The following is a 19,149-nucleotide window of genomic DNA, read 5'->3' as shown; positions in this document are numbered from 1 at the left end:
AAGCTTTCCAGGTGTCATGGGGGGAAGGGATGGGGTGGACGGACACGGATCAGGTGAGCGAGCCCGTCATGGCGAGGGAGTGCAGGAAGCGCATGAGGGTCATCAGGACGTCGCGGCTGGAGGCCCGCCGCCGCGCGTCGCACTCGATGATCGGGATGTCCGGCGTGAGGTCGAGGGCCGTGCGCAGCTCGTCGATGGCGTAACGAGGGGCGTCCGGGAAGGAGTTGATGGCGACCACGAACGGCACGCCGCGTTCCTCCAGGCGCCCCATGACGTCGAAGCTGACCTCCAGCCGCCGGGTGTCGACCAGCACCACCGCGCCGAGCGCGCCCTCGAACAGGCCGTTCCACAGGAACCAGAAGCGCTGCTGGCCGGGCGTGCCGAAGAGGTACAGCACGAGCTGGTCGGTGATGCTGATCCGGCCGAAGTCCATGGCGACGGTGGTGGCCGTCTTGGACGCGGAGCCGAAGTTGTCGTCGACACCGATGCCGGCCTGCGTCATGGTCTCCTCGGTGGTCAGCGGTGTGATCTCGCTGACCGAGCCGACCATGGTCGTCTTGCCGACGCCGAAGCCACCCACGATCACGATCTTGGCCGCGGCCTGTGCCGTGTGGGGCAGCTGGTCCTCGGCCCGGGGGCCCGGGATGGTGTCAGAGCCGTTGAAGTCCATTCATCACCGCTTCGAGGAGGGAACGGTCGGTGCGCGCCTTGCGGACGATCGGGGCACGCGCCTGCACCAGTTCCGCCGTCAGCAACTCGGTGAGCAGCACGCCCATCGCGCTGAACGGCAGGTGGAGGTAGGCCGACAGCTCGGCCACGGACAAGGGGGCGGCGCAGAGTCGGAGCAGCGCCGCCTGCTCGGGAGAGGCGGAGGGCGGCGGGTCCGTGGCACGCGCCACGATCAACGTCACCAGGTCGAGCTCGGCCCGTTCACCGTCGGGACCGGCCACCACGTACATCCGCTCCGGATTCCCGGGTTTGCCGTCGCCCTCGTGGGGCTTGGGCGGCTCCGGGGCGAGGTCGCGCCTCTGGCGTTGGGGAGGCGTCATACGATCTGCCCGTTGCGCCGGGGCGGACTGGTGAGATGGCCGCCGATCCGGACGACGAGGTCGCGCATCATCGCGCTCATCCGGCCGGGTTCGCACCGCACGTCGGAGAGCACCGCGAGGAAGGCGTTGGCTCCGGCGCTCATCAGGTAGAAGTAGCCTCGGTCGATCTCGATCATGACGAGCTTCATCTCGCCGTCGCCGACGGTGAGTTCCTGGCAGATGCTGCCCGCGAGGGACTGCAGGCCGGCGCAGGCCGCGGCGACCCGGTCGGCCGCGTCGGGCTCGCCGCCGTAGCGGGCGATGCGCAGACCGTCGGCCGAGAGCACCACGATCATCTCGATGCCCGGCACGCCGTCGGCGAGCTGCTTGAGCATCCAGTCGAAGTTGCCTCGCTGCTGGATCACTTGAGGTCCCCCTCGTCGTCGGCCTCGGTGGGGGCCGGGTCGTTGATCAGGTGCAGGTACTTGGTCGGGTTCCGGATGAAGTCGGTCGGGTGCGTGCCGGGCTCGATGCCCTGCTTGAGCCCCTCCCAGAAGGCCTCGAGGCCCTTGCCGGGCGCGTCGGGGGCGTTCATGTCGAGCAGGGGCGCGGGCTCGGGCTCCGCGATCGCCCAGGGGTTGAACTCGCCCCGTTCGGCGGCCTCCCGGTCGGCCTTCTCGTTGGCGGCCTGCTGGGCGAGTCGCTCGGCGAGCGGCATCTTCACCCTGCTGCGGCGCTGCGGCAGGCCGTTCGCGGTCCACTCGGTGACCTCGGGGGCGTCGTCGTCCTCCAGGGACACCGTGGCGGGGATCTTCGGGCTGGTGGGGCGGCGCCTCTTGGGCGCGCGCTTCGGGCCCTCGGGGATGCCGACCGTCATGGGGATGCCGGTGGCGCCGATGCCGTGGGCGAGTCCGACACCGGGCTCGTGGGTGATCATCTCGCTCGGCACGATGAGGATGGCCCGGACGCCGCCGTACGCGGAGGCGCGCAGCGAGACCTGCATGTTGTACGCCGTGCAGAGGCGGCCCACGACGGCCAGGCCGAGGCGCGGGTGCTCGCCGATGTCCTGGAGGTCGACGCCGGCCTTGGCGGCCTCCAGCATGCCCTCGATCCGGGCGCGCGCCTCCTCGTTGAGGTTGACACCGCCGTCCTCGATCTCGATGCAGACGCCGGTCTGCACCTCGGTTGCGGTGACGTGCACCTTGGTCTGCGGGGGCGAGTAGCGCGTGGCGTTGTCGAGGAGCTCGGCGGCGGCGTGGATGACCGGCTCGACGTAGATGCCCTTGACGCTGACCTTGGCGATGGAGGACAGCTGGATGCGCCGGTACTCCAGGATGCGGGACATGGCGCCGCGCAGGGTGCTGTACAGGGACACCGGCTCGGGCCACTGCCGTCCGGGACGGCCGCCGCCGAGGACGGAGACGGAGTCGGCCAGCCGGCCGATCAGGGCGTTGCCGTGGTCGATGCGCAGCAGGTCGTCGAAGACCTCCGGGTTGCGGCCGTGGTCCTCCTCCATCTCCCGGAGTTCCTCGGCCTGCTGGTGGATGATCGCCTGGACGCGGCGGGCGACACTGACGAAGGAGCGCGCGGCGGCGTCACGCATGGTCACTTCGTGGTCGACGATCTTGAGAACCTTCAGCAGCGTCTCGGCCTGCGGGGCGGGGAGGTCGCGGAAGGCGGGGTTGGCGAGACCGAGCTTGCGAATCACCTCCCTGGGGGATTCTCCGGTGCTCAGCAGGTTGAGCGCGGCGGGGACGATCTCCCTGGAGAAGCGGACCAGTTCGTTCTCGTGGGCGGCGATCCGCTGTTCCAGATGCGCGGTGTGCCGGGCGTGCTCCGCACGCTGCTGGCGCAGGGCACGGCCGCGGCGCACCGCCTCGGCCGCCGTCGCGATCACCAGCGCGGTGGCGATGCCGCCGCACCAGCCGACGGCACCCCGGGCCGGCTCCGTCACCAGGGCGACGGCGGCTCCCGTCGCCGCGGCCATGACTATGGCGGGCAGCAACAGTACGCGCGTGTAGGGAAGTTCACGGCGACCGGGAGGGGATTGAACACTCACCATGTGGGCCTTCTGACAGGAGTCGACTGAGGTTCGAGGGGACTTGCAGGGGGGTATGTCATGAAGCTGTCGGGATCTTCCACACATTGGGGAACAAGCGCACGAATTCATCTCAAGCCGGTGCGCTGCGGGCGAGCTTAGTCCGACCGGATCATCGCCGTGTCATATTCAGCAACTGCCGGAAACCGGACGCGAAGGGATAGTACGCTCGGTCGTTTGCACGCTGCGACATCGTTCGAATACTGTGCGTAGCGCCAAACGGGCGTACGAAAACCCACTCACCGTGATGGGTGAATGGGCTTCAGTACAACGCTGATCCAGGGGCGCGGGGAACTGCGCGAGCAACCACGGCGAACCGGCACCCGCGCATCAAACGATCACCCCACCGACGAGTAGGCGACCACTCCCCGCAGCAACAGATCGACGGCCTTACGGGCGTTCTTCACCACGGAAGACCCCTGCGGAGCGGCCGCAGCGATCTGCCCCAGCACGTCGATGACCTGCTTGCACCACCGCACGAAGTCCCCCGCCGGCATCTCCGCCTCACGCAGCACCTCGTCGAGCCCCTTCCCGGAGGCCCACATGTACGCGGCCCAGGCGAAGCCCAGATCGGGCTCACGCTGCCCGACCCCTTCGGTCTGGGTGATCCGGAACTCCTCCTCCAGCGCGTCCAGTCGCCCCCAGATCCGCACCATCTCGCCCAGCGCGGCCTTGGCCTTCCCGGACGGCACCTTCGGCGCCATCGCGTCGTCCGCGGCCCGCGCCTCGAACACCAGCGCCGAGACACACCCCGCCAGCTCGGCCGGGCCGAGGTCCTCCCAGACACCCTCGCGCAGACACTCGCTGGCGAGCAGGTCCAGCTCGCCGTACAGCCGCGCGAGCCGCTTGCCGTGCTCGGTGACCTCGTCGCCGCGCAGGTAGTCCAGCTCGGTCAGCAGCGCCACGATGCGGTCGAACGTGCGGGCGATGGTGTTGGTACGGCCCTCGATCCGGCGCTCCAGCTGCGAGGTGTCGCGCAGCAGCCGGTGGTACCGCTCGGCCCAACGGGCGTGGTCCTCACGGTCGTTGCAACCGTGGCACGGGTGCGCGCGCAGCGCCGTCCGCAGCCGGGCGATCTCACGGTCGTCGGCCGCCTGGGAGCGCCGCTTGCGGTGCCGCTCGGCCGGGATGTGCCCGGCCTTGGTGCGCAGCGCCGACGCGAGGTCCCGACGGGACTGCGGGGAACGGGGGTTGAAGGACTTCGGGATCCGCATCCGCTCCAGCGGCTCGACCGGCACCGGGAAGTCCATGGCCGCCAGCCGCTTCACCTGCCGCTCCGCGGTCAGCACCAATGGACGTGGCCCGTCGTGGTGCTCGAAGCCGCGGTGGCCGTTCGAACGGCCCGCGGGCAGGCCCGGGTCCAGCACCAGCGCCAGGCCCGCGTACTTGCCGGTGGGCACGTGGATGACGTCACCGGGCTTCAGCTTCTCCAGTGCGACGGCGGCCTCCGCGCGCCGCTCCACCGCGCCCTGCCGGGCGATCTCGTTCTCCCGGTCCTTCAGTTCGCGGCGCAGCCGCGCGTACTCCTCGAAGTCGCCGAGGTGGCAGGTCATGGAGGCCTTGTAGCCCTCCAGTCCTTCCTCGTTGCGCTGCACCTGCCGGGAGATGCCGACGACCGACTTGTCCGCCTGGAACTGCGCGAACGATGTCTCCAGCAGCTCGCGCGAGCGGTGCCGCCCGAACTGCTCGACCAGGTTGACCGCCATGTTGTACGACGGCTTGAAGCTGGAGCGCAGCGGGTACGTGCGCGTGCCGGCCAGGCCCGCGAGGTGCTCGGGGCTCATGCCGCGCTGCCACAGCACCACGGCGTGGCCCTCGACGTCGATGCCGCGCCGTCCGGCACGGCCCGTCAGCTGGGTGAACTCGCCCGGGGTGATGTCCGCGTGCTGCTCGCCGTTCCACTTGACGAGCTTCTCCAGCACCACCGAACGGGCGGGCATGTTGATGCCGAGGGCGAGGGTCTCGGTCGCGAACACGGCCTTGACCAGGCCGCGTACGAACAGTTCCTCGACGACCTCCTTGAAGGTCGGCAGCATGCCCGCGTGGTGGGCGGCGATGCCGCGCTCCAGGCCCTCCAGCCACTCGTAGTAGCCGAGGACGTGCAGGTCCTCCGTCGGGATGGACGCCGTGCGCTCCTCGACCAGGGCGCGGACGCGCTCGCGCGCCTCCTCGTCGTTGAGCCTGAGCCCCGCGTACAGGCACTGCTGGACGGCGGCCTCGCAGGCGGCGCGGCTGAAGATGAAGGTGATGGCGGGCAACAGCCCCTCGGCGTCGAGCCGCTCGATGACCTCGGGCCGGCTCGGCGTCCAGATCCGGGAGCGCTGCCGGCGCTCGCGCTCGCGGTCGGCCTCGCGCATGGACCGGCCGCGCCGGCGGTCCTGGTACGACGGCCGGCTCGCCTCCATGCGCGCCATGCGCGTGAGGTCGGGGTTGACGGCCTTCTTGTGGCCCTCGCCCTCCTCGAAGAGGTCGTACATCCGCCGCCCGGCCAGCACGTGCTGGAACAGCGGCACGGGCCGGTGTTCGGAGACGATCACCTCGGTGTCGCCGCGGACCGTGTCGAGCCAGTCGCCGAACTCCTCGGCGTTCGACACGGTCGCCGAGAGCGAGACGAGCGTGACCGACTCGGGGAGGTGAATGATCACCTCTTCCCATACGGCGCCCCGGAACCGGTCGGAGAGGTAGTGCACCTCGTCCATGACCACGTAGCCGAGGCCCAGGAGGGTCTGGGAACCGGCGTACAGCATGTTCCTCAGCACCTCGGTGGTCATCACGACCACGGGTGCGTCGGAATTGACGCTGTTGTCGCCGGTGAGCAGGCCCACCTTGTCCGTGCCGTAGCGGCGGCACAGGTCGGCGTACTTCTGGTTCGACAGCGCCTTGATGGGTGTCGTGTAGAAGCACTTCTTGCCCTGTCGGAGGGCGAGGTGGACGGCGAACTCGCCGACGATCGTCTTGCCGGAGCCGGTGGGCGCGGCGACCAGTACGCCCTTCCCCGCCTCGAGCGCCTGGCAGGCCTCGATCTGGAAGGGGTCGAGGCCGAAGTCGTACATCTCGCGGAAGCCCGCGAGCGCGGTGGCCTGCTCGGCTGCCCGCAGGCGGGCTGCCGCGTACCGCTCGGCCGGTGAGAGGTCCTCTGTCATCGTGCTTTCGAGCGTACCGGGCCGCACTGACAACAGGACGATCATTATCCGGATCCGTTCCTGTGAAACCTCGGATCCGCGCAGCTCAGGGGCCGACGACCCGCACGCCCCCGCGTACGCAGCGCACACTCAGCGGCAGCGGGCCGAGCGGCTCCCCGTCGGCGTAGCCGGTGATGCCCTCGGCGGCGATCTCGACCCGGGCGGCCCGCAGCACCGTCACCTTCGGATGGCCGACGTGCGTCCCGCGGTACACCGTCGGGAACACCTTCAGCAGCGTCGTCCGGCTGCAGTCCCCGACGACGGTGATGTCGAACAGCCCGTCCGTCAGGTCGGCGTCCGGGCAGATCCGCATGCCGCCGCCGTAGGAGGAGCCGTTGCCGACGGCCACGAGGGTCGCCTCGACCTCGCGGACCTCGCTGTCGTCGAGCCGGATCCGGTACGGGACGGGCCGCAACCCGGCGAGTTCGGCGATCATCGCCAGGTCGTACTTGAGGCGGCCGGTGGGCCATCGCATGCGGTTGCCCCGGTCGTTGACGCGGGAATCGAAGCCGGAGGCGAGGACCGTGCCGAACCAGCGGCCGCCCACCTGCCCGAGGTCGATGTCGCGGATCCGGTCGCACTTGAGGGCGTCGGCGATCATGCGGCCGGCGGCGGCCGGCTCGCGCACGGGCAGGCCGAGGGCACGGGCGAAGTCGTTGCCGGTGCCGACGGCGACCAGGCCGAGCGGGGTGCGGGTGCCCGCGACCGCCCGCAGCGCGAGGCTCGCCATCCCGTCACCGCCGACGGCGATCAGCGCTCCCGTGCCGCCCTCGACGGCGGCACGCGCGCGTGCGAGGGCGTCCGCGGCGTCCTCTCCGAGGACCGTACGGACCGAGAAGCCGGCCGCCCGCAACGCGGAAGCGGCCGGCTGCGCCGCGCGGGCGCCCCGGCCGCGGCCCGCGGTGGGGTTGACGAAGAGGGTGATCTCGCTGGTCACGCGACCGACCCTACGATCTGCCCGCCGATCTTCAGGTCACGTCGTCATAACCGTTGACCCGGTCCGAGCGGTCCGAGCTGGCCTGCTCGGGCAGGGCGGCCCGGCCGGTGGTCACGGGCTCGATCTCGCCGATGTCGTCGGGGGTGAGATCCAGCTCGGAGGCCTCGTCGTCGGCGGGGCCGAGGGCCTCGCGTCGAGCCTTGCGGCGATCGTTGACCAGGGAGAAGGCGACGGCTGCGAAGTACAGGATCCAGATCGGTGCCGCGAGCGCAAGCATGGTCAGCGGGTCGGTGCTGGGCGTGGCGATGGCCGCGAACACCGTGATGCCCATGATCATGCCGCGCCACCAGCCGAGCATGCGCTTGCCGGTGAGCACCCCGGTGAGGTTGAGCATGACCAGCAGCAGCGGCAGCTCGAAGGAGAGGCCGAAGACGAGCACCATCCGCATGACCAGGTCGAGCAGGTCGTCCAGCGGAAGGAGGTTGGACGTGCCGCCCGGGGTGAACTCCAGGAGCACCTTCGCCGTGGTGGGGAGCACTGTGTAGGCGAAGTAGGCGCCGACGATGAACAGCGGGGCGCCCGTGGCGACGAAGGCGTAGGCGTACTTCCGCTCGTGCCGGTGCAGTCCCGGCGCGACGAAGGCCCACAGCTGGTAGAGCCAGGCCGGCGAGGCCAGCACGACACCGGCCATCAGCGACACCTTCAGCGCCAGCGTGAAGGGGGTGAGCAGGCCGTTGATGGTGATCTGCGCACAGGGCTTCGTGCCGGCCTGCGACTTGGCCAGCTCGGCGAAGGTCTTGTCACAGCCGACCGAGTCGAGGATCGGCTTGGTGATCAAGTTGATGATGTCGTTGTAGAAGAAGGCGGCGCCGACCGTGACGACGACGATCGCCAGCATCGCCTTGGCGAGCCGGTTGCGGAGCTCGCGGAGGTGCTCCGCGAGGGGCATACGCCCCTCGGGATCCCTCTCCTGCTTGCGGGCAGACTTCAGCAACCCACGTTCCCATCTCGTGCGGCAGGCCGGAGGTCACCGGCCCTGCGTCAGCGCTTGGTCGTGTCCGTGGGCTCGTTGACCGGGCGCGAGCTGGTCACGTCGCCGGGCGCTGCCTGGATGGTGCGCGGCGAGGGCTCGTCGTTGTTGGGCGGGCCCGCCGGGGTCGTGGAGGACTTGTTCTCGTCCTTCATCGCCTTGGCCTCGCTCTTGAGGATGCGGGCCGACTTGCCGAGCGACCGAGCCATGTCCGGAAGCTTCTTCGCGCCGAACAGCAGGATGATGACGACGAGGATGAGAATGATCTCGGGGGCTCCGAGCCTTCCGAACATAAGTCTTTACCTTCTCACCGAGGCGGCTGTGGTGGGGTGCTGTCCGACCGGTCGGACATACGTCCGAACGATCGTGCTGGCAGCGATCGTAACGCTCGGGGGTGAACGTGAGGCAATCCCTCTGCATCCCCTGTGCGTACTCCCGTCCGCGACCAGTGCCTCGTTAACCGGGCCGCGACCAGCAGAGTACCTGTACGAACCGCCCACGTGACAGGGCGAAGTGTCCCAAAGCGCGACTCACAGCCGCCCGCCGGACAGCTCACAGAGCGTCGACGGAACGGGCGGCGCTCTCCGCGGCCCGCTCCAGGTCCTCGGACGCCCGGTTGATACGGCGGGCCGAGTCCGTGACCTGCCTGCCCAGGCGCTGTGCCTCGACGAAGACCCGCACCGCGAGCACCCCGAGCACGACGAGACCCACGAAACCCACAGCAACCGCGAACATCGGCCAGAACATGACGCCGAGCCTAGACCTTCCCGGCCGGGCGAACGCCCCGACCCTCTAGACGGTGGAGTGCAGCCTGAGGGTCCGGACACCGCCGCCGGTGAGCAGCTCCACGATCCGCTCCCCCGCCGGCTTGCGGACGGACGCGCCGCACTCGGGGCAAGTGAAGGAGTAGAAGGTGGTGCGGCTGGTGGCGCCGATGGCCAGCCGCAGGGCGCCCGCGGCGAGCTCGAAGCGCTCCCGGCAGTCCGGGCAGCCCGCCCTGAACACCACCGGGGTCACGCTTCTCATCCCGGCGAACGCGGACTCCACCGTCATGCCCCCGACACCACCGGACGTCGCCGACTCGCTCAAGCCCTCGCTCCTCTTTCTGGGGTCGTTCGCCTCCGGAGCACGGGCCCCGGTGGGCACCCGCGGCTCACTCGGGTCCGCCGCCCGGCCCGTCCGGGACCGCGTGCGGCCCGCCCACCTCGGCGCTCTCCACGGCGCGAGCCGTCTCCACCGTCTCGATCCCGTCGTACGCCGCCAGCGCCTCGCGGGCCGCCTGCCGGGCGCTGTCCGCGAGCTCCGGCGGCGAGACGATCCGGCCGTCCCGCCCGAGCCGCAGCGCCAGGCGCCGGAGCGACGCAGGGTCGGGGGTCCGCAGAGTGATACGCAGCCCGCCGTCCGGGAGCTCATCCGCACTGTCGTGCGGGTAGTACTCCGCGACCCAGCGGCCGCCGGGGCCGACCTCGACCACGACCTCCGGGTCCTCGGCCGCGGGCTGCACCAGCGCCTCCGAGAGGTCCCGCAGCTCGATCTCGGGCGGCGCAGACGGCTCGTCCAGGATCTTGATCTCGGCGACCCGGTCGAGCCGGAAGGTGCGGCGCGCCTCGGAGCGGCGGCACCAGGCCTCGACATACGTGTGCCCGACACTGACCAGGCGGATGGGGTCGATCTCCCGCTCGGTGACCTCGTCGCGCGCGGGCGAGTAGTAGCGGATCCACAGCCGGCGGCGCTCGGCGATCGCCCGGTCGACGTCAGCGAAGACACCGCCCTCGGACTCGAAGGTCACCGACAGCCGCGAGCTGGCGCCCGCCGCCTCACCGGCCGCGGTCTCCACCTTGGCCGTCGCGCGCAGCAGCGCCTGCCGGTCGCTCTCGCGCAGTCCGGGCAGCGTGGACACCGCCCGGGCGGCGACGAGCAGGGCGGTGGCCTCGTCGGCGGCGAGTCTGAGCGGCTCGGCCGCTTCCGCCGCGAGGGCGGCCGGGTTGTGCCACCAGATGCGCTCGCCGTCGGTGTCGATGTCGAGCAGGTCGCCGCCGCGGAAGCTGGTGCCGCACATGGGCAGGACGTCGAGGTCGGAGACCAGCTCGTCCTCACTGATGCCGAAGGCACGCGCCACGTCCTCGACCCGGGCTCCCGGGCGCTCCCTCAGATACGTCACCAGCGAGAGCATCCGCCGGGTCTGGTCGATGGCGTTCACGGGCCTGACCGGTTTGCCTGCCACTGTCTTTCCGCTCCCCCTCAGCCCTTGGCCACGGCTCGCAGCCGGTCCACCACGTCGGCCCGCAGCTCGGCGGGCTCCAGGACCACCACGTCCGGCCCGAACTCCACCAGCCAGGCGTCCAGCCCGTGGCCGTACGGAATCTCCAACTCGTCCCAGCCGTCGCCGAGTTCCCGGACGGAGGTGGCCTTCGCCCGAAGGGGGTACCCCGCGCCCGAGCGCAGCCGGATCCGCGCCGAGCGGTCGGCGATCTCCCCGGCCCAGCTCGCGACGGTCTCCCGGACGGTGACGACGTCCGGCACGTCAGCGGTGTAGCGGCCGCCGCGCGAGCGGACCTTGCCGGTGATCCGGGAGAGCCGGAAGACCCGCTCGGCACCCCGGTCGCGGTCCCAGCCCGCCAGATACCAGTGGCCCCGCCAGCACTCCAGCGCCCACGGCTCCACGTGCCGCTGCTCGGGGTGGGCGGCGGTGGCCTTGCGGTAGTCGAAGGCGACGGGCCGGCGGTCCCGGCAGGCCAGCATCAGCGGCTCGAACGCCGCCTCGTGCACGGGGATGCGCGGCTCCAGCGCGCCGTGCGACCCGTACGGGTCGACGTCCTCGGGGAGCCCCGCCGCGCGCAGCTTCTGCAGGGCGCCGCTGGCCGCTCCGGCGAGCCGGGCCTGCTGCCACACCTTGGCGGCGAGCCCGAGGGCGGCGGCCTCCTCGGCGTCCAGGGTGATGGGCGGGAGGCGGTTGCTGTCGCGGCGGGCCAGATAGCCGATGTCGCCGTCGAGGCTCTCGACGGTCTCGATGACCAGCCCGAGCTCGCGCAGGTCGTCCTTGTCGCGCTCGAACATGCGGTTGAAGGAATCATCGGAGCCGGTCGCGCCGTTGCCCGGCCCGAAGGCCTCGACGTAGGCCTCGATGGAGTCGCGCAGCTCACGCTTGCTGAGCGGTCGCCGTGTCCCGAGCAGACACAGCGCCAGATTCATCAGCCGCTCCGCCTTGGCAATGGCCATCGACGCGCTTCGCCTCCCTATGGTGCTTACGAGCGATGACCGTACCGCCACACGGTGGCACGGCAAAAGCCGAGGGCCCATGCCCGGACAGGCATGGGCCCCACATGATCGAGTCCGTTCGGATCCTGCTCAGACCCCGAGCAGGTCGACCACGAAGATCAGCGTCTCACCGGGCTTGATCAGAGGGGTCGGGCTCTGGTTGCCGTAGGCGAGGTGGGCGGGGATGGTCAGCTGGCGGCGGCCGCCGACCTTCATGCCCTGCACGCCCTGGTCCCAGCCCTTGATGACCCGGCCGCCGCCCAGCGGGAAGCGGAACGGGGTGCCGCGGTTCCAGCTGGCGTCGAACTCCTCGCCCGTGCTGAAGGCGACACCGACGTAGTGCACGGTGACGGTCTGGCCGGCCTGCGCGACCGGGCCGTCGCCCTCCCAGATGTCCTTGATCTCGAGGTCCGCCGGGGGCTCGCCGCCCGGGAAGTCGATCTCGGGCTTGTCGATGCTCACTTCATCTCTCCTTGTTACGTGACCTGCGTCGGGAACAGTCTCACAGACCGGCCGGGTCAGACCGTGCCGAGGATGTCCACCGTGAAGACCAGGGTGTTCTTGGCCAGCTCACTGCTCGGGCTCGCGCCGTAGCCGAGCGAGGGCGGGATCACCAGCAGCACCCGGTCGCCCACGTGCTTGCCGACGAGGCCCTTGTCCCAGCCTGCCACCACGGAGCCGTTGCCGATCTGGAAGGCGGTGGCACCGCCGTGGTCCCAGGAGGAGTCGAACTTCTTGCCGTCCTCCCACTTCACCCCGGTGTACTGGGCGATGAGTCCCTGACCGGCCTCGACCTTCTTGCCGTCGCCCTTGACCAGGACCTGCTCCTTGAGATCCTTGGGAGCCTTTTCGCCCTTGGGGACGGTGATGACCGCGGCCTTCTGCGACGGGGACTTCACCTCGGGCATGCCGGCCTCGGAGGGCGCCTGCTCGCCCTTGACCTCGGCCTTGGCGTCGACGCTCGCGGCACCGACCGGGTCGACCACCCAGATCAGCACGTCCTTGGCGGCGATCCCGGAGGAGGTGTTCAGGCTCTGGCCGATCAGGTCGCCCGCGGTGCCCTGGACCAGGATCCGGCTGCCGGGCTTCTTGCCCTTCACCGCGTCCAGGACCTTCTCGGGGAGCTGCTGGCTGGGCTTGCCGATCTGCTCGATGGACTGCCGACGGGGCGCCTTGTCACCCGTCGCTCCTGCGGCCCAGGTACCCCCGAGCTCCTGGCCACCGCCCCACTTCTCGACGGTCCAGTCCAGGCGGACGAAGTCCGAGCCCTCGATCGGGGTTCCGCTGCCCGCCGAGACCGTCTTGACCACGGTCTTGTCGGACGGCTTGCCGTCCTTGGGCACGGAGATCTCGGGCTTCGCCCCGACCTTCCCCTTGACCTCGGCGACGCCTCCCGCCGCGTCGCCGTTGTTCCCGTCGTCCGATCCGCACGCGGCGGTGAACAACAGGGCGGGAACGGCCAGCAGCGCGGCCACACGTCGTTTCGTGTTGTAGTTCATCAGTCCAACTGGGATCGGTGGTGTGGGGGCAATGGCCGCCACTCTACGGCGTACCCGCTCCTCACTCGCCTCACCGCGCGACACGGCGTCGCCCGGGCCGCTCCGGGGACGGCCGGATCCGGGCGGGAAAAGGCCGATGCCCGGAGGTGACAAAACCTCCGGGCATCGGCTTCTCGGACTGGCCGGCACCGGCTCACATTCCGGCGATCAGCTTCTCCACCCGGTCGTCCACGGAACGGAACGGGTCCTTGCACAGCACGGTCCGCTGGGCCTGGTCGTTGAGCTTGAGGTGAACCCAGTCGACCGTGAAGTCACGGCGCTGTTCCTGGGCCCGCCGGATGAAGTCGCCGCGCAGCCGGGCACGAGTGGTCTGCGGCGGAACGGACTTGCCCTCGAAGATCTTCAAGTCGTTGCAGATACGGGCCGCCTGGCCCTTCTTCTCGAGCAGGTAGTACAGACCACGACGACGATGGATGTCGTGGTAGGCGAGGTCTATCTGCGCGACCCGCGGATGCGACATGGTCATGTTGTGCTTGGCCCGGTACCGCTCGATGAGCTTGTACTTCATGACCCAGTCGATCTCGGTGCCGATGCGGTCGAGGTCCTCGGACTCGATCGCGTCCAGTGTGCGGCCCCACAGCTCCAGGACCTGCTCGACGATGCCGGTGCGGATGCCCCGGCGCTCGCAGAAGTCCAGGGCCTTCTCGTAGTACTCGCGCTGCACCTCCAGGGCGGAGGCTTCGCGCCCGCTGGCCAGGCGGACCTTGCGGCGGCCGGTGATGTCGTGGCTGACCTCGCGGATCGCCCGGATCGGGTTCTCCAGGGTGAGGTCCCGCATCACCGTGCCCGCCTCGATCATGCGCAGCACCAGGTCGGTGGCGCCGACCTTGAGCAGCATGGTCGTCTCGGACATGTTGGAGTCGCCCACGATGACGTGCAGGCGGCGGTAGCGCTCGGCGTCCGCGTGCGGCTCGTCACGCGTGTTGATGATGGGCCGGGAGCGGGTCGTCGCCGAGGAGACGCCCTCCCAGATGTGCTCGGCCCGCTGGCTGACGCAGTACACGGCACCGCGCGGCGTCTGCAGCACCTTGCCGGCACCGCACAGCAACTGCCGTGTGACCAGGAACGGAATGAGAATGTCCGCGAGCCGGGAGAACTCCCCGTGCCGGGCGACCAGATAGTTCTCGTGGCAGCCGTAGGAGTTGCCCGCCGAGTCGGTGTTGTTCTTGAAGAGGTAGACGTCGCCCGCGATTCCCTCCTCGTGCAGGCGTCGTTCGGCGTCCACCAGGAGTCCTTCGAGAATGCGCTCGCCTGCTTTGTCGTGGGTGACCAGTTCGGTCACGTTGTCGCATTCCGGTGTCGCGTATTCCGGATGCGATCCCACGTCGAGATAGAGGCGGGCGCCGTTTCGCAGAAAGACATTGCTGCTGCGGCCCCATGACACGACACGGCGGAAGAGGTACCGCGCCACCTCGTCAGGAGACAGGCGGCGCTGTCCCCTGAACGTGCACGTGACGCCGTACTCGTTCTCCAGCCCGAAAATGCGGCGGTCCATGAGGGAACATTACGCCCGATCCCCTGAACTGAAACGGGGTTCGACGGCACGGTTTGGATCATTTTCCGAACCGGCCGCAACGACCGCTGTCTGGCCGGGAGCTGCGACTACCCTTCCCGTGGCGGCCAAAACCAGCAGGGACACGCCACTGGCGACCGCCGGCACGGCGAAGCCCCACAGGGCCCCGCCCGTCTCGACCACGGGCCCGGCCACGCCCGTTCCGACCGAGTGGCCCACGGTGAACGTCGTCACCAGCCAGGAGAACGCCTCGGTGACCGTGCCGCGCGGGGCGTGCCGGTCGACCAGGACGAACGCGCAGGCGATGGCGGGCGCGAGGAAGACCCCGGCGAGCGCGGTGAGCGCCACCATGGGCACGGCGTCCGGCATGAGCATCAGCGGGAGGTAACACACCACCAGAAGGGCCACCAGCACCCGCAGTCGCCGCGCGGGCTCACCGGCCCACTGCCGGGCCCCGTAGGCGGCGCCGCCGACCAGCGCCCCGAAGCCCAGGGCCGCCATCAGCCAGCCGTACACCGCGTCCCCGCCGTGGTCGTCCGCGTAGGGCACCGAGGCGACCGTGATGGAGCCGAGCGCCATCCCGATGAACAGGAACGCCGCCAGCAGCGCCAGCAGCCCCGGTGAGCGCAGCGCACCGAGCCAGTGCGCCTCGCGCGGCGCCGACCGCCAGGCACGCGAGGGCTCCGACACCACCACGGACAGCGCTCCCAGCACCCCGACGACGTTCAGCACGAGAAGGGCGGCCTGGGCCGACCACAGGGACACGCACAGCGTCACGAGCAGCGGCCCGACGGTGAACATCACCTCCTGGGCCACGGCGTCCATGGCGTACGCCGTGTGCACCTGGTCCTCCCGCCGCAGCACGGAGGGCCACAGCGCCCGCAGCCCGCCCTCCAGGGGCGGCGTGAAGAGCCCGGCGCCGGCCACGGCGGCGTACGCGAGCGGCAGCGACCCGATACCGGAGAAGGCGAAGACGGCCATCGCGAGGGCGGACAGGACGACCGCGGGCAGCTGCACACGGGGCTGCCCGCGCAGGTCCACGATCCTGCCCAGCACGGGCTGCCCGACGGCGTTGGCGACGCCGTAGACGGCCGCCAGTGCCCCCGCCAGGCTGTAGGTGCCGCCCTCCGCCCGGACGAACAGCACGATCGCGATGGCGGCCGTGGCGTTGGGCAGCCGGCCGACCAGTGTGCCGACGAGCAGCCGGGCTGCGTGTCGCGCCCGAAGGATTTCCAGGTATCCCGTGGCCATGTTCCCGCCGTCCTGCACCTAGGTTTTACGTATAACGTCGGCTTCCATACGTACCATGTCCGCTGTTCACGCGTCCAGACGAAGGAGCATGCCGACGGTGGCACGAGGCAGCACCCGCCCCACGAGCCGGGACGTCGCGCAGGCCGCCGGCGTCTCCCAGGCCGCCGTCTCCCTGGTCCTCGGCGACAAATGGCGCGGCCGCGTCTCGGAGGCGACCGCCGAGCGCGTCCGCGCGGCCGCCCGCGACCTGGGCTACCGCCCGAACCTGGCCGCCCGCAACCTGCGCCTGGGCCGCACCCGCACGGTTCTCCTGGTCGTCCCGGCGCTCACCACGGAGTTCTTCGCCGGTGTCTACACGGGCGCGGCCCGCGTCGCCGCCGAGCACGGCTTCGGCGTGGTCCTCTACCCCTCCCCCGAGGGCATCGGCCCCGCCCGCGACCCCTTCGCCTCCGCGCAGTCCGCGCTGGACGGCGTCATCGCCTCCTCCATGGCCGCGGACGCCCTGACCGCGATCCGTGGCGAGGCGCTGCCGTTGGTGATGCTGGACAGCGACCCGGAGGGCAGCCTGGGGGCGGCGACGGTGAACCTGGACATCGCCGACGGCATCCGCCAGGCCACAGCGCATCTGCTGTCCCTGGGCCACCGCCGCTTCCTCCACCTGGCGGCCGACGTCCCCTCCTGGACCTTCGAGGTACGCGCCCGGGAACTGTCGGCGCGACTGGACGAGGTACCGGGCACATCGGTGCGCACGGCCCACTCCCCCATCTCCATCGAGGGGGCGGTGACCGCCGCCGAAGCGGCCCTCTCGGCCCCCGGCCCTCGTCCCACCGCCGTGATCTGCGACGACGACCAGCTCGCGGCCGGCACCTACAAGGCGGCCCGCCGCCTGGGCCTGCGCATCCCGGACGACCTGTCGGTCACGGGCGTCGACGACCTGGCCCTGGCCACCGCCATGGACCCGGAACTGACGACGGTCCACCTGAACGCGGAGCTGTTCGGCGAGCGGGGCATGCGGGCGCTGCTGGCGGTCCTGGAGGACCGTGCACCGGAGAGCGGCGACATCCCGGTCCAGCTGGTCCTGCGAGGCTCCACAGCACCCCCTCGCTAGCGGCACCGGCCGTTGCCGCAGGGCCCGGCTGGGTCCGCAACCCGGCGGAGCGGGGTGCCTCCCCCAAGCTCTCGGCTTCGCTCGAGCAGGGGCCACCATCGCCCACCCGTGCCGCCCTTGGCGGCACGCATGCCCGCAGCGGGGCGGGACAGGCGACCCGCAGCCGCACCCGCCGGACGACGCAAGGGGCCGTGTCGGGGGGTGTCCGCCCGCAGCGGTTGGCGCGTCAACGCCAGTCAGTCGGTGTGGGGGTCCATCGCGCCGTTCCGAGGACGGACACCCCCCGGCGCGGCCCCGACCCACCACCGACGGGAAGGCACCACGACGAGCCACCCGTACACGACGACGCGCCCCGGCCACAACACCGCCGACCAGGGCGCGTCACACCAGGTCAGAACTACTCGGCGTCCTCCGACGCCCCCTCCTCGTCACCGCCGGCGGCATCCGCGCCGAGCAGCCGGGACAGCTGGCGCCCGCTGATCCGCTTGAACTTGCGCTTCTGCGGTCGCGTGCGGTCCAGCACCGCCACCTCCAGCCGCTCCGCGGGGATCTCCCGCTCGCTGCCGTTGGTGTCGCGGGACAGCGCCTGGACCGCGAGCTTCAGCGCCTCCGCGAGCGTCATGCCCTCCTCGTGGCGCTGGTCCAGGTAGCTGCTGATCTGCTCGGCGTTGCCGCCCACCGCGACCGAGCCGTGCTCGTCCACGATGGAGCCGTCATGCGGCAGCCGGTAGATCTGGTCGCCCTCGGGCGTCTCCCCGACCTCGGCGACGACCAGCTCCACCTCGTACGGCTTCTCGGCGGCGCTGGAGAAGATCGTGCCCAGCGTCTGCGCGTACACGTTCGCCAGGCCCCGGGCCGTCACATCGTCCCGGTCGTAGGTGTAACCCCGCAGGTCGGCGTAGCGCACCCCGCCGATCCGCAGGTTTTCGTACTCGTTGTACTTGCCGGCGGCCGCGAAGCCGATCCGGTCGTAGATCTCGCTGAACTTGTGCAGCGCACGGGACGGGTTCTCGCCGACGAACACGATGCCGTCGGTGAACTGCAGCACGACCAGGCTGCGACCACGGGCGATGCCCTTCCGGGCGTACTCCGCCCGGTCGGCCATGGCCTGCTGGGGTGAGACATAGAACGGCGTCGACACCGGTTATCCGTCCCTCTCTTGAAGATTCCGTCGGTTCACAGGACCACCCTCACGAAGACGACCGCCGCTTACAGCAGCGCGGCCCGCGGCCCGTCGGGCTGCTCCAGCCGCCGCTCGAGAATCGAGCGCGCGATCTCGGACGCCTCGGTCTCGGTGAGCCGGCGGAAGCCGTCGTCGGTGATCACGGTGACGATGGGATAGATCCGGCGGGCGACATCGGGACCGCCGGTCGCCGAGTCGTCGTCTGCCGCGTCGTAGAGCGCCTGGATCACCAGCGTGGTGGCCTCGGACTCGCTGAGGTCGTCCCGGAAGAGCTTCTTCATGGCGCCGCGCGCGAAGATCGACCCGGAGCCCGTGGCCGCGTAGTTCAGCTCCTCGGAGCGGCCACCGGTGACGTCGTAGGAGAAGATGCGGCCCTTGCCGCGGTCCACGTCGTACCCGGCGAACAGCGGCACCACGGCCAGGCCCTGCATGGCCATGCCGAGGTTGGAACGGATCATCGTCGACAGCCGGTTCGCCTTGCCCTCCAGGGACAGCTGCGCGCCCTCGACCTTCTCGAAGTGCTCCAGCTCCAGCTGGAACAGCTTCACCATCTCCACGGCCAGGCCCGCCGTGCCGGCGATGCCCACGGCCGAGTACTCATCGGCCGGGAAGACCTTCTCGATGTCCCGCTGCGCGATGACGTTGCCCATGGTGGCCCGCCGGTCACCGGCGAGGACCACACCGCCGGGGAACGTCACGGCGACGATCGTGGTCCCGTGCGGGGCCTCGATCACGCCCTGAGTGGGGGGCAGTTGCCGGTTGCCGGGCAGGATCTCCGGCTGGTGCTCGGACAGGAAGTCCATGAAAGAGGAGGACCCTGGCGTCAGGAAGGCAGCCGGTAGACGCCCGGTGCTACGAGTGTTGGCTTCCACGCGATTCCTTCCACGTATGCGACAGCCCGCCCTGTGACGTCGGGCCGATCCTTGGAACAACCCCGGTCCGGTTGCGACCGGGAGCTCGGTATGCCTCGGACCCTACCCGTCCTTCGGCGGTGATCCACAT

At 70.5% G+C, this 19,149-nt stretch carries 19 protein-coding genes; 1 reads left to right on the top strand and 18 read right to left on the bottom strand.

The features are described from left to right. Positions 1-49: 49 nt before the first annotated feature. The 16 genes from ACIRDU_RS32130 to ACIRDU_RS32055 all read right to left on the bottom strand — a co-directional run bounded on the left by ACIRDU_RS32130 (position 50) and on the right by ACIRDU_RS32055 (position 15,856). On the bottom strand, positions 50-670 hold the full coding sequence (locus ACIRDU_RS32130; protein WP_403586078.1) for a GTP-binding protein: 621 nt from the start codon (positions 668-670) through the stop codon (positions 50-52). Continuing rightward, positions 651-1,049, bottom strand: coding sequence for a DUF742 domain-containing protein (locus ACIRDU_RS32125; RefSeq protein ID WP_403586076.1), 399 nt, complete (start codon positions 1,047-1,049; stop codon positions 651-653). Before ACIRDU_RS32125 ends, ACIRDU_RS32130 begins: the two co-directional genes overlap by 20 nt. Next, on the bottom strand, positions 1,046-1,453 hold the full coding sequence (locus ACIRDU_RS32120; RefSeq protein WP_390990839.1) for a roadblock/LC7 domain-containing protein: 408 nt from the start codon (positions 1,451-1,453) through the stop codon (positions 1,046-1,048). The genes ACIRDU_RS32125 and ACIRDU_RS32120 overlap by 4 nt, the downstream gene beginning before the upstream one ends. Further along, the gene (locus tag ACIRDU_RS32115; protein WP_403586074.1) at positions 1,450-3,090 is read right to left on the bottom strand and encodes a sensor histidine kinase; all 1,641 of its coding nucleotides are present in this window, start codon (positions 3,088-3,090) and stop codon (positions 1,450-1,452) included. The genes ACIRDU_RS32120 and ACIRDU_RS32115 overlap by 4 nt, the downstream gene beginning before the upstream one ends. Positions 3,091-3,464: 374 nt before the next feature. Continuing rightward, positions 3,465-6,314, bottom strand: coding sequence for a DEAD/DEAH box helicase (locus tag ACIRDU_RS32110; RefSeq protein ID WP_403586071.1), 2,850 nt, complete (start codon positions 6,312-6,314; stop codon positions 3,465-3,467). A 40-nt stretch (positions 6,315-6,354) separates the two neighbouring features. Further along, entirely contained in the window at positions 6,355-7,245 is an 891-nt protein-coding gene (locus ACIRDU_RS32105; protein WP_403586069.1) for a diacylglycerol kinase, read from the bottom strand. A 31-nt stretch (positions 7,246-7,276) separates the two neighbouring features. Next, positions 7,277-8,239, bottom strand: a complete 963-nt coding sequence (gene tatC / locus ACIRDU_RS32100) for a twin-arginine translocase subunit TatC (RefSeq protein ID WP_403586066.1) — start codon at positions 8,237-8,239, stop codon at positions 7,277-7,279. A gap of 47 nt (positions 8,240-8,286) precedes the next feature. Beyond that, complete coding sequence (tatA, locus tag ACIRDU_RS32095; RefSeq protein WP_403586064.1) at positions 8,287-8,568, bottom strand: Sec-independent protein translocase subunit TatA; 282 nt, start codon at positions 8,566-8,568, stop codon at positions 8,287-8,289. A gap of 259 nt (positions 8,569-8,827) precedes the next feature. Beyond that, entirely contained in the window at positions 8,828-9,022 is a 195-nt protein-coding gene (locus ACIRDU_RS32090) for a hypothetical protein (protein ID WP_403586062.1), read from the bottom strand. A gap of 45 nt (positions 9,023-9,067) precedes the next feature. Next, on the bottom strand, positions 9,068-9,364 hold the full coding sequence (locus tag ACIRDU_RS32085) for a hypothetical protein (RefSeq protein WP_403586060.1): 297 nt from the start codon (positions 9,362-9,364) through the stop codon (positions 9,068-9,070). Positions 9,365-9,428: 64 nt separating this feature from the next. After that, positions 9,429-10,499 carry a helix-turn-helix transcriptional regulator gene (locus ACIRDU_RS32080; protein ID WP_403586057.1) on the bottom strand — a complete coding sequence of 357 codons (1,071 nt, stop codon included), beginning with the start codon at positions 10,497-10,499 and terminating at the stop codon, positions 9,429-9,431. A gap of 17 nt (positions 10,500-10,516) precedes the next feature. Beyond that, entirely contained in the window at positions 10,517-11,494 is a 978-nt protein-coding gene (locus ACIRDU_RS32075) for a helix-turn-helix transcriptional regulator (protein WP_403586055.1), read from the bottom strand. 129 nt (positions 11,495-11,623) lie between these two features. Then, positions 11,624-11,995, bottom strand: a complete 372-nt coding sequence (locus ACIRDU_RS32070) for an FKBP-type peptidyl-prolyl cis-trans isomerase (protein ID WP_403586052.1) — start codon at positions 11,993-11,995, stop codon at positions 11,624-11,626. 56 nt (positions 11,996-12,051) lie between these two features. Beyond that, positions 12,052-13,032 (bottom strand): FKBP-type peptidyl-prolyl cis-trans isomerase, encoded by a 981-nt coding sequence (locus tag ACIRDU_RS32065; protein WP_403586049.1) that lies wholly within the window; start codon positions 13,030-13,032, stop codon positions 12,052-12,054. Between the two features lie 193 nt (positions 13,033-13,225). Beyond that, the gene (gene pafA, locus ACIRDU_RS32060; protein ID WP_403586046.1) at positions 13,226-14,587 is read right to left on the bottom strand and encodes a Pup--protein ligase; all 1,362 of its coding nucleotides are present in this window, start codon (positions 14,585-14,587) and stop codon (positions 13,226-13,228) included. Positions 14,588-14,596: 9 nt separating this feature from the next. Then, a complete protein-coding gene (locus tag ACIRDU_RS32055; RefSeq protein ID WP_403586044.1) occupies positions 14,597-15,856 on the bottom strand; it encodes an MFS transporter in 1,260 nt (419 codons plus the stop codon). A 55-nt stretch (positions 15,857-15,911) separates the two neighbouring features. Here ACIRDU_RS32055 and ACIRDU_RS32050 point away from each other — a divergent pair, with 55 nt between their 5' ends. Further along, entirely contained in the window at positions 15,912-16,964 is a 1,053-nt protein-coding gene (locus tag ACIRDU_RS32050; protein ID WP_403586042.1) for a LacI family DNA-binding transcriptional regulator, read from the top strand. Between the two features lie 397 nt (positions 16,965-17,361). On the opposite strand, the gene prcA is transcribed toward ACIRDU_RS32050, so the two are convergent. Together prcA and prcB are read right to left on the bottom strand one after the other, a co-directional pair. Continuing rightward, positions 17,362-18,105, bottom strand: a complete 744-nt coding sequence (gene prcA, locus ACIRDU_RS32045) for a proteasome subunit alpha (protein WP_403586039.1) — start codon at positions 18,103-18,105, stop codon at positions 17,362-17,364. Between the two features lie 68 nt (positions 18,106-18,173). Beyond that, positions 18,174-19,019: a proteasome subunit beta gene (gene prcB, locus ACIRDU_RS32040; protein ID WP_402615431.1), complete on the bottom strand. Its 846-nt coding sequence runs from the start codon at positions 19,017-19,019 to the stop codon at positions 18,174-18,176. Positions 19,020-19,149: the final 130 nt, after the last annotated feature.

Source organism: Streptomyces sp. NPDC093598 (assembly GCF_044764825.1).
Taxonomy (GTDB): domain Bacteria; phylum Actinomycetota; class Actinomycetes; order Streptomycetales; family Streptomycetaceae; genus Streptomyces.
This window is presented reverse-complemented; position numbering and strand designations above follow the sequence as displayed.

Bases quoted from the DNA above. Each gene is read 5' to 3' on its own strand.
- ACIRDU_RS32090 (WP_403586062.1), bottom strand. From the start codon at position 9,022: ATGTTCTGGCCGATGTTCGCGGTTGCTGTGGGTTTCGTGGGTCTCGTC.
- ACIRDU_RS32130 (WP_403586078.1), bottom strand. From the start codon at position 670: ATGGACTTCAACGGCTCTGACACCATCCCGGGCCCCCGGGCCGAGGAC.
- ACIRDU_RS32125 (WP_403586076.1), bottom strand. From the start codon at position 1,049: ATGACGCCTCCCCAACGCCAGAGGCGCGACCTCGCCCCGGAGCCGCCC.
- ACIRDU_RS32110 (WP_403586071.1), bottom strand. From the start codon at position 6,314: ATGATCGTCCTGTTGTCAGTGCGGCCCGGTACGCTCGAAAGCACGATG.
- tatA (WP_403586064.1), bottom strand. From the start codon at position 8,568: ATGTTCGGAAGGCTCGGAGCCCCCGAGATCATTCTCATCCTCGTCGTC.
- ACIRDU_RS32075 (WP_403586055.1), bottom strand. From the start codon at position 11,494: ATGGCCATTGCCAAGGCGGAGCGGCTGATGAATCTGGCGCTGTGTCTG.
- ACIRDU_RS32115 (WP_403586074.1), bottom strand. From the start codon at position 3,090: ATGGTGAGTGTTCAATCCCCTCCCGGTCGCCGTGAACTTCCCTACACG.
- pafA (WP_403586046.1), bottom strand. From the start codon at position 14,587: ATGGACCGCCGCATTTTCGGGCTGGAGAACGAGTACGGCGTCACGTGC.
- ACIRDU_RS32055 (WP_403586044.1), bottom strand. From the start codon at position 15,856: ATGGCCACGGGATACCTGGAAATCCTTCGGGCGCGACACGCAGCCCGG.
- ACIRDU_RS32065 (WP_403586049.1), bottom strand. From the start codon at position 13,032: ATGAACTACAACACGAAACGACGTGTGGCCGCGCTGCTGGCCGTTCCC.
- ACIRDU_RS32050 (WP_403586042.1), top strand. From the start codon at position 15,912: ATGTCCGCTGTTCACGCGTCCAGACGAAGGAGCATGCCGACGGTGGCA.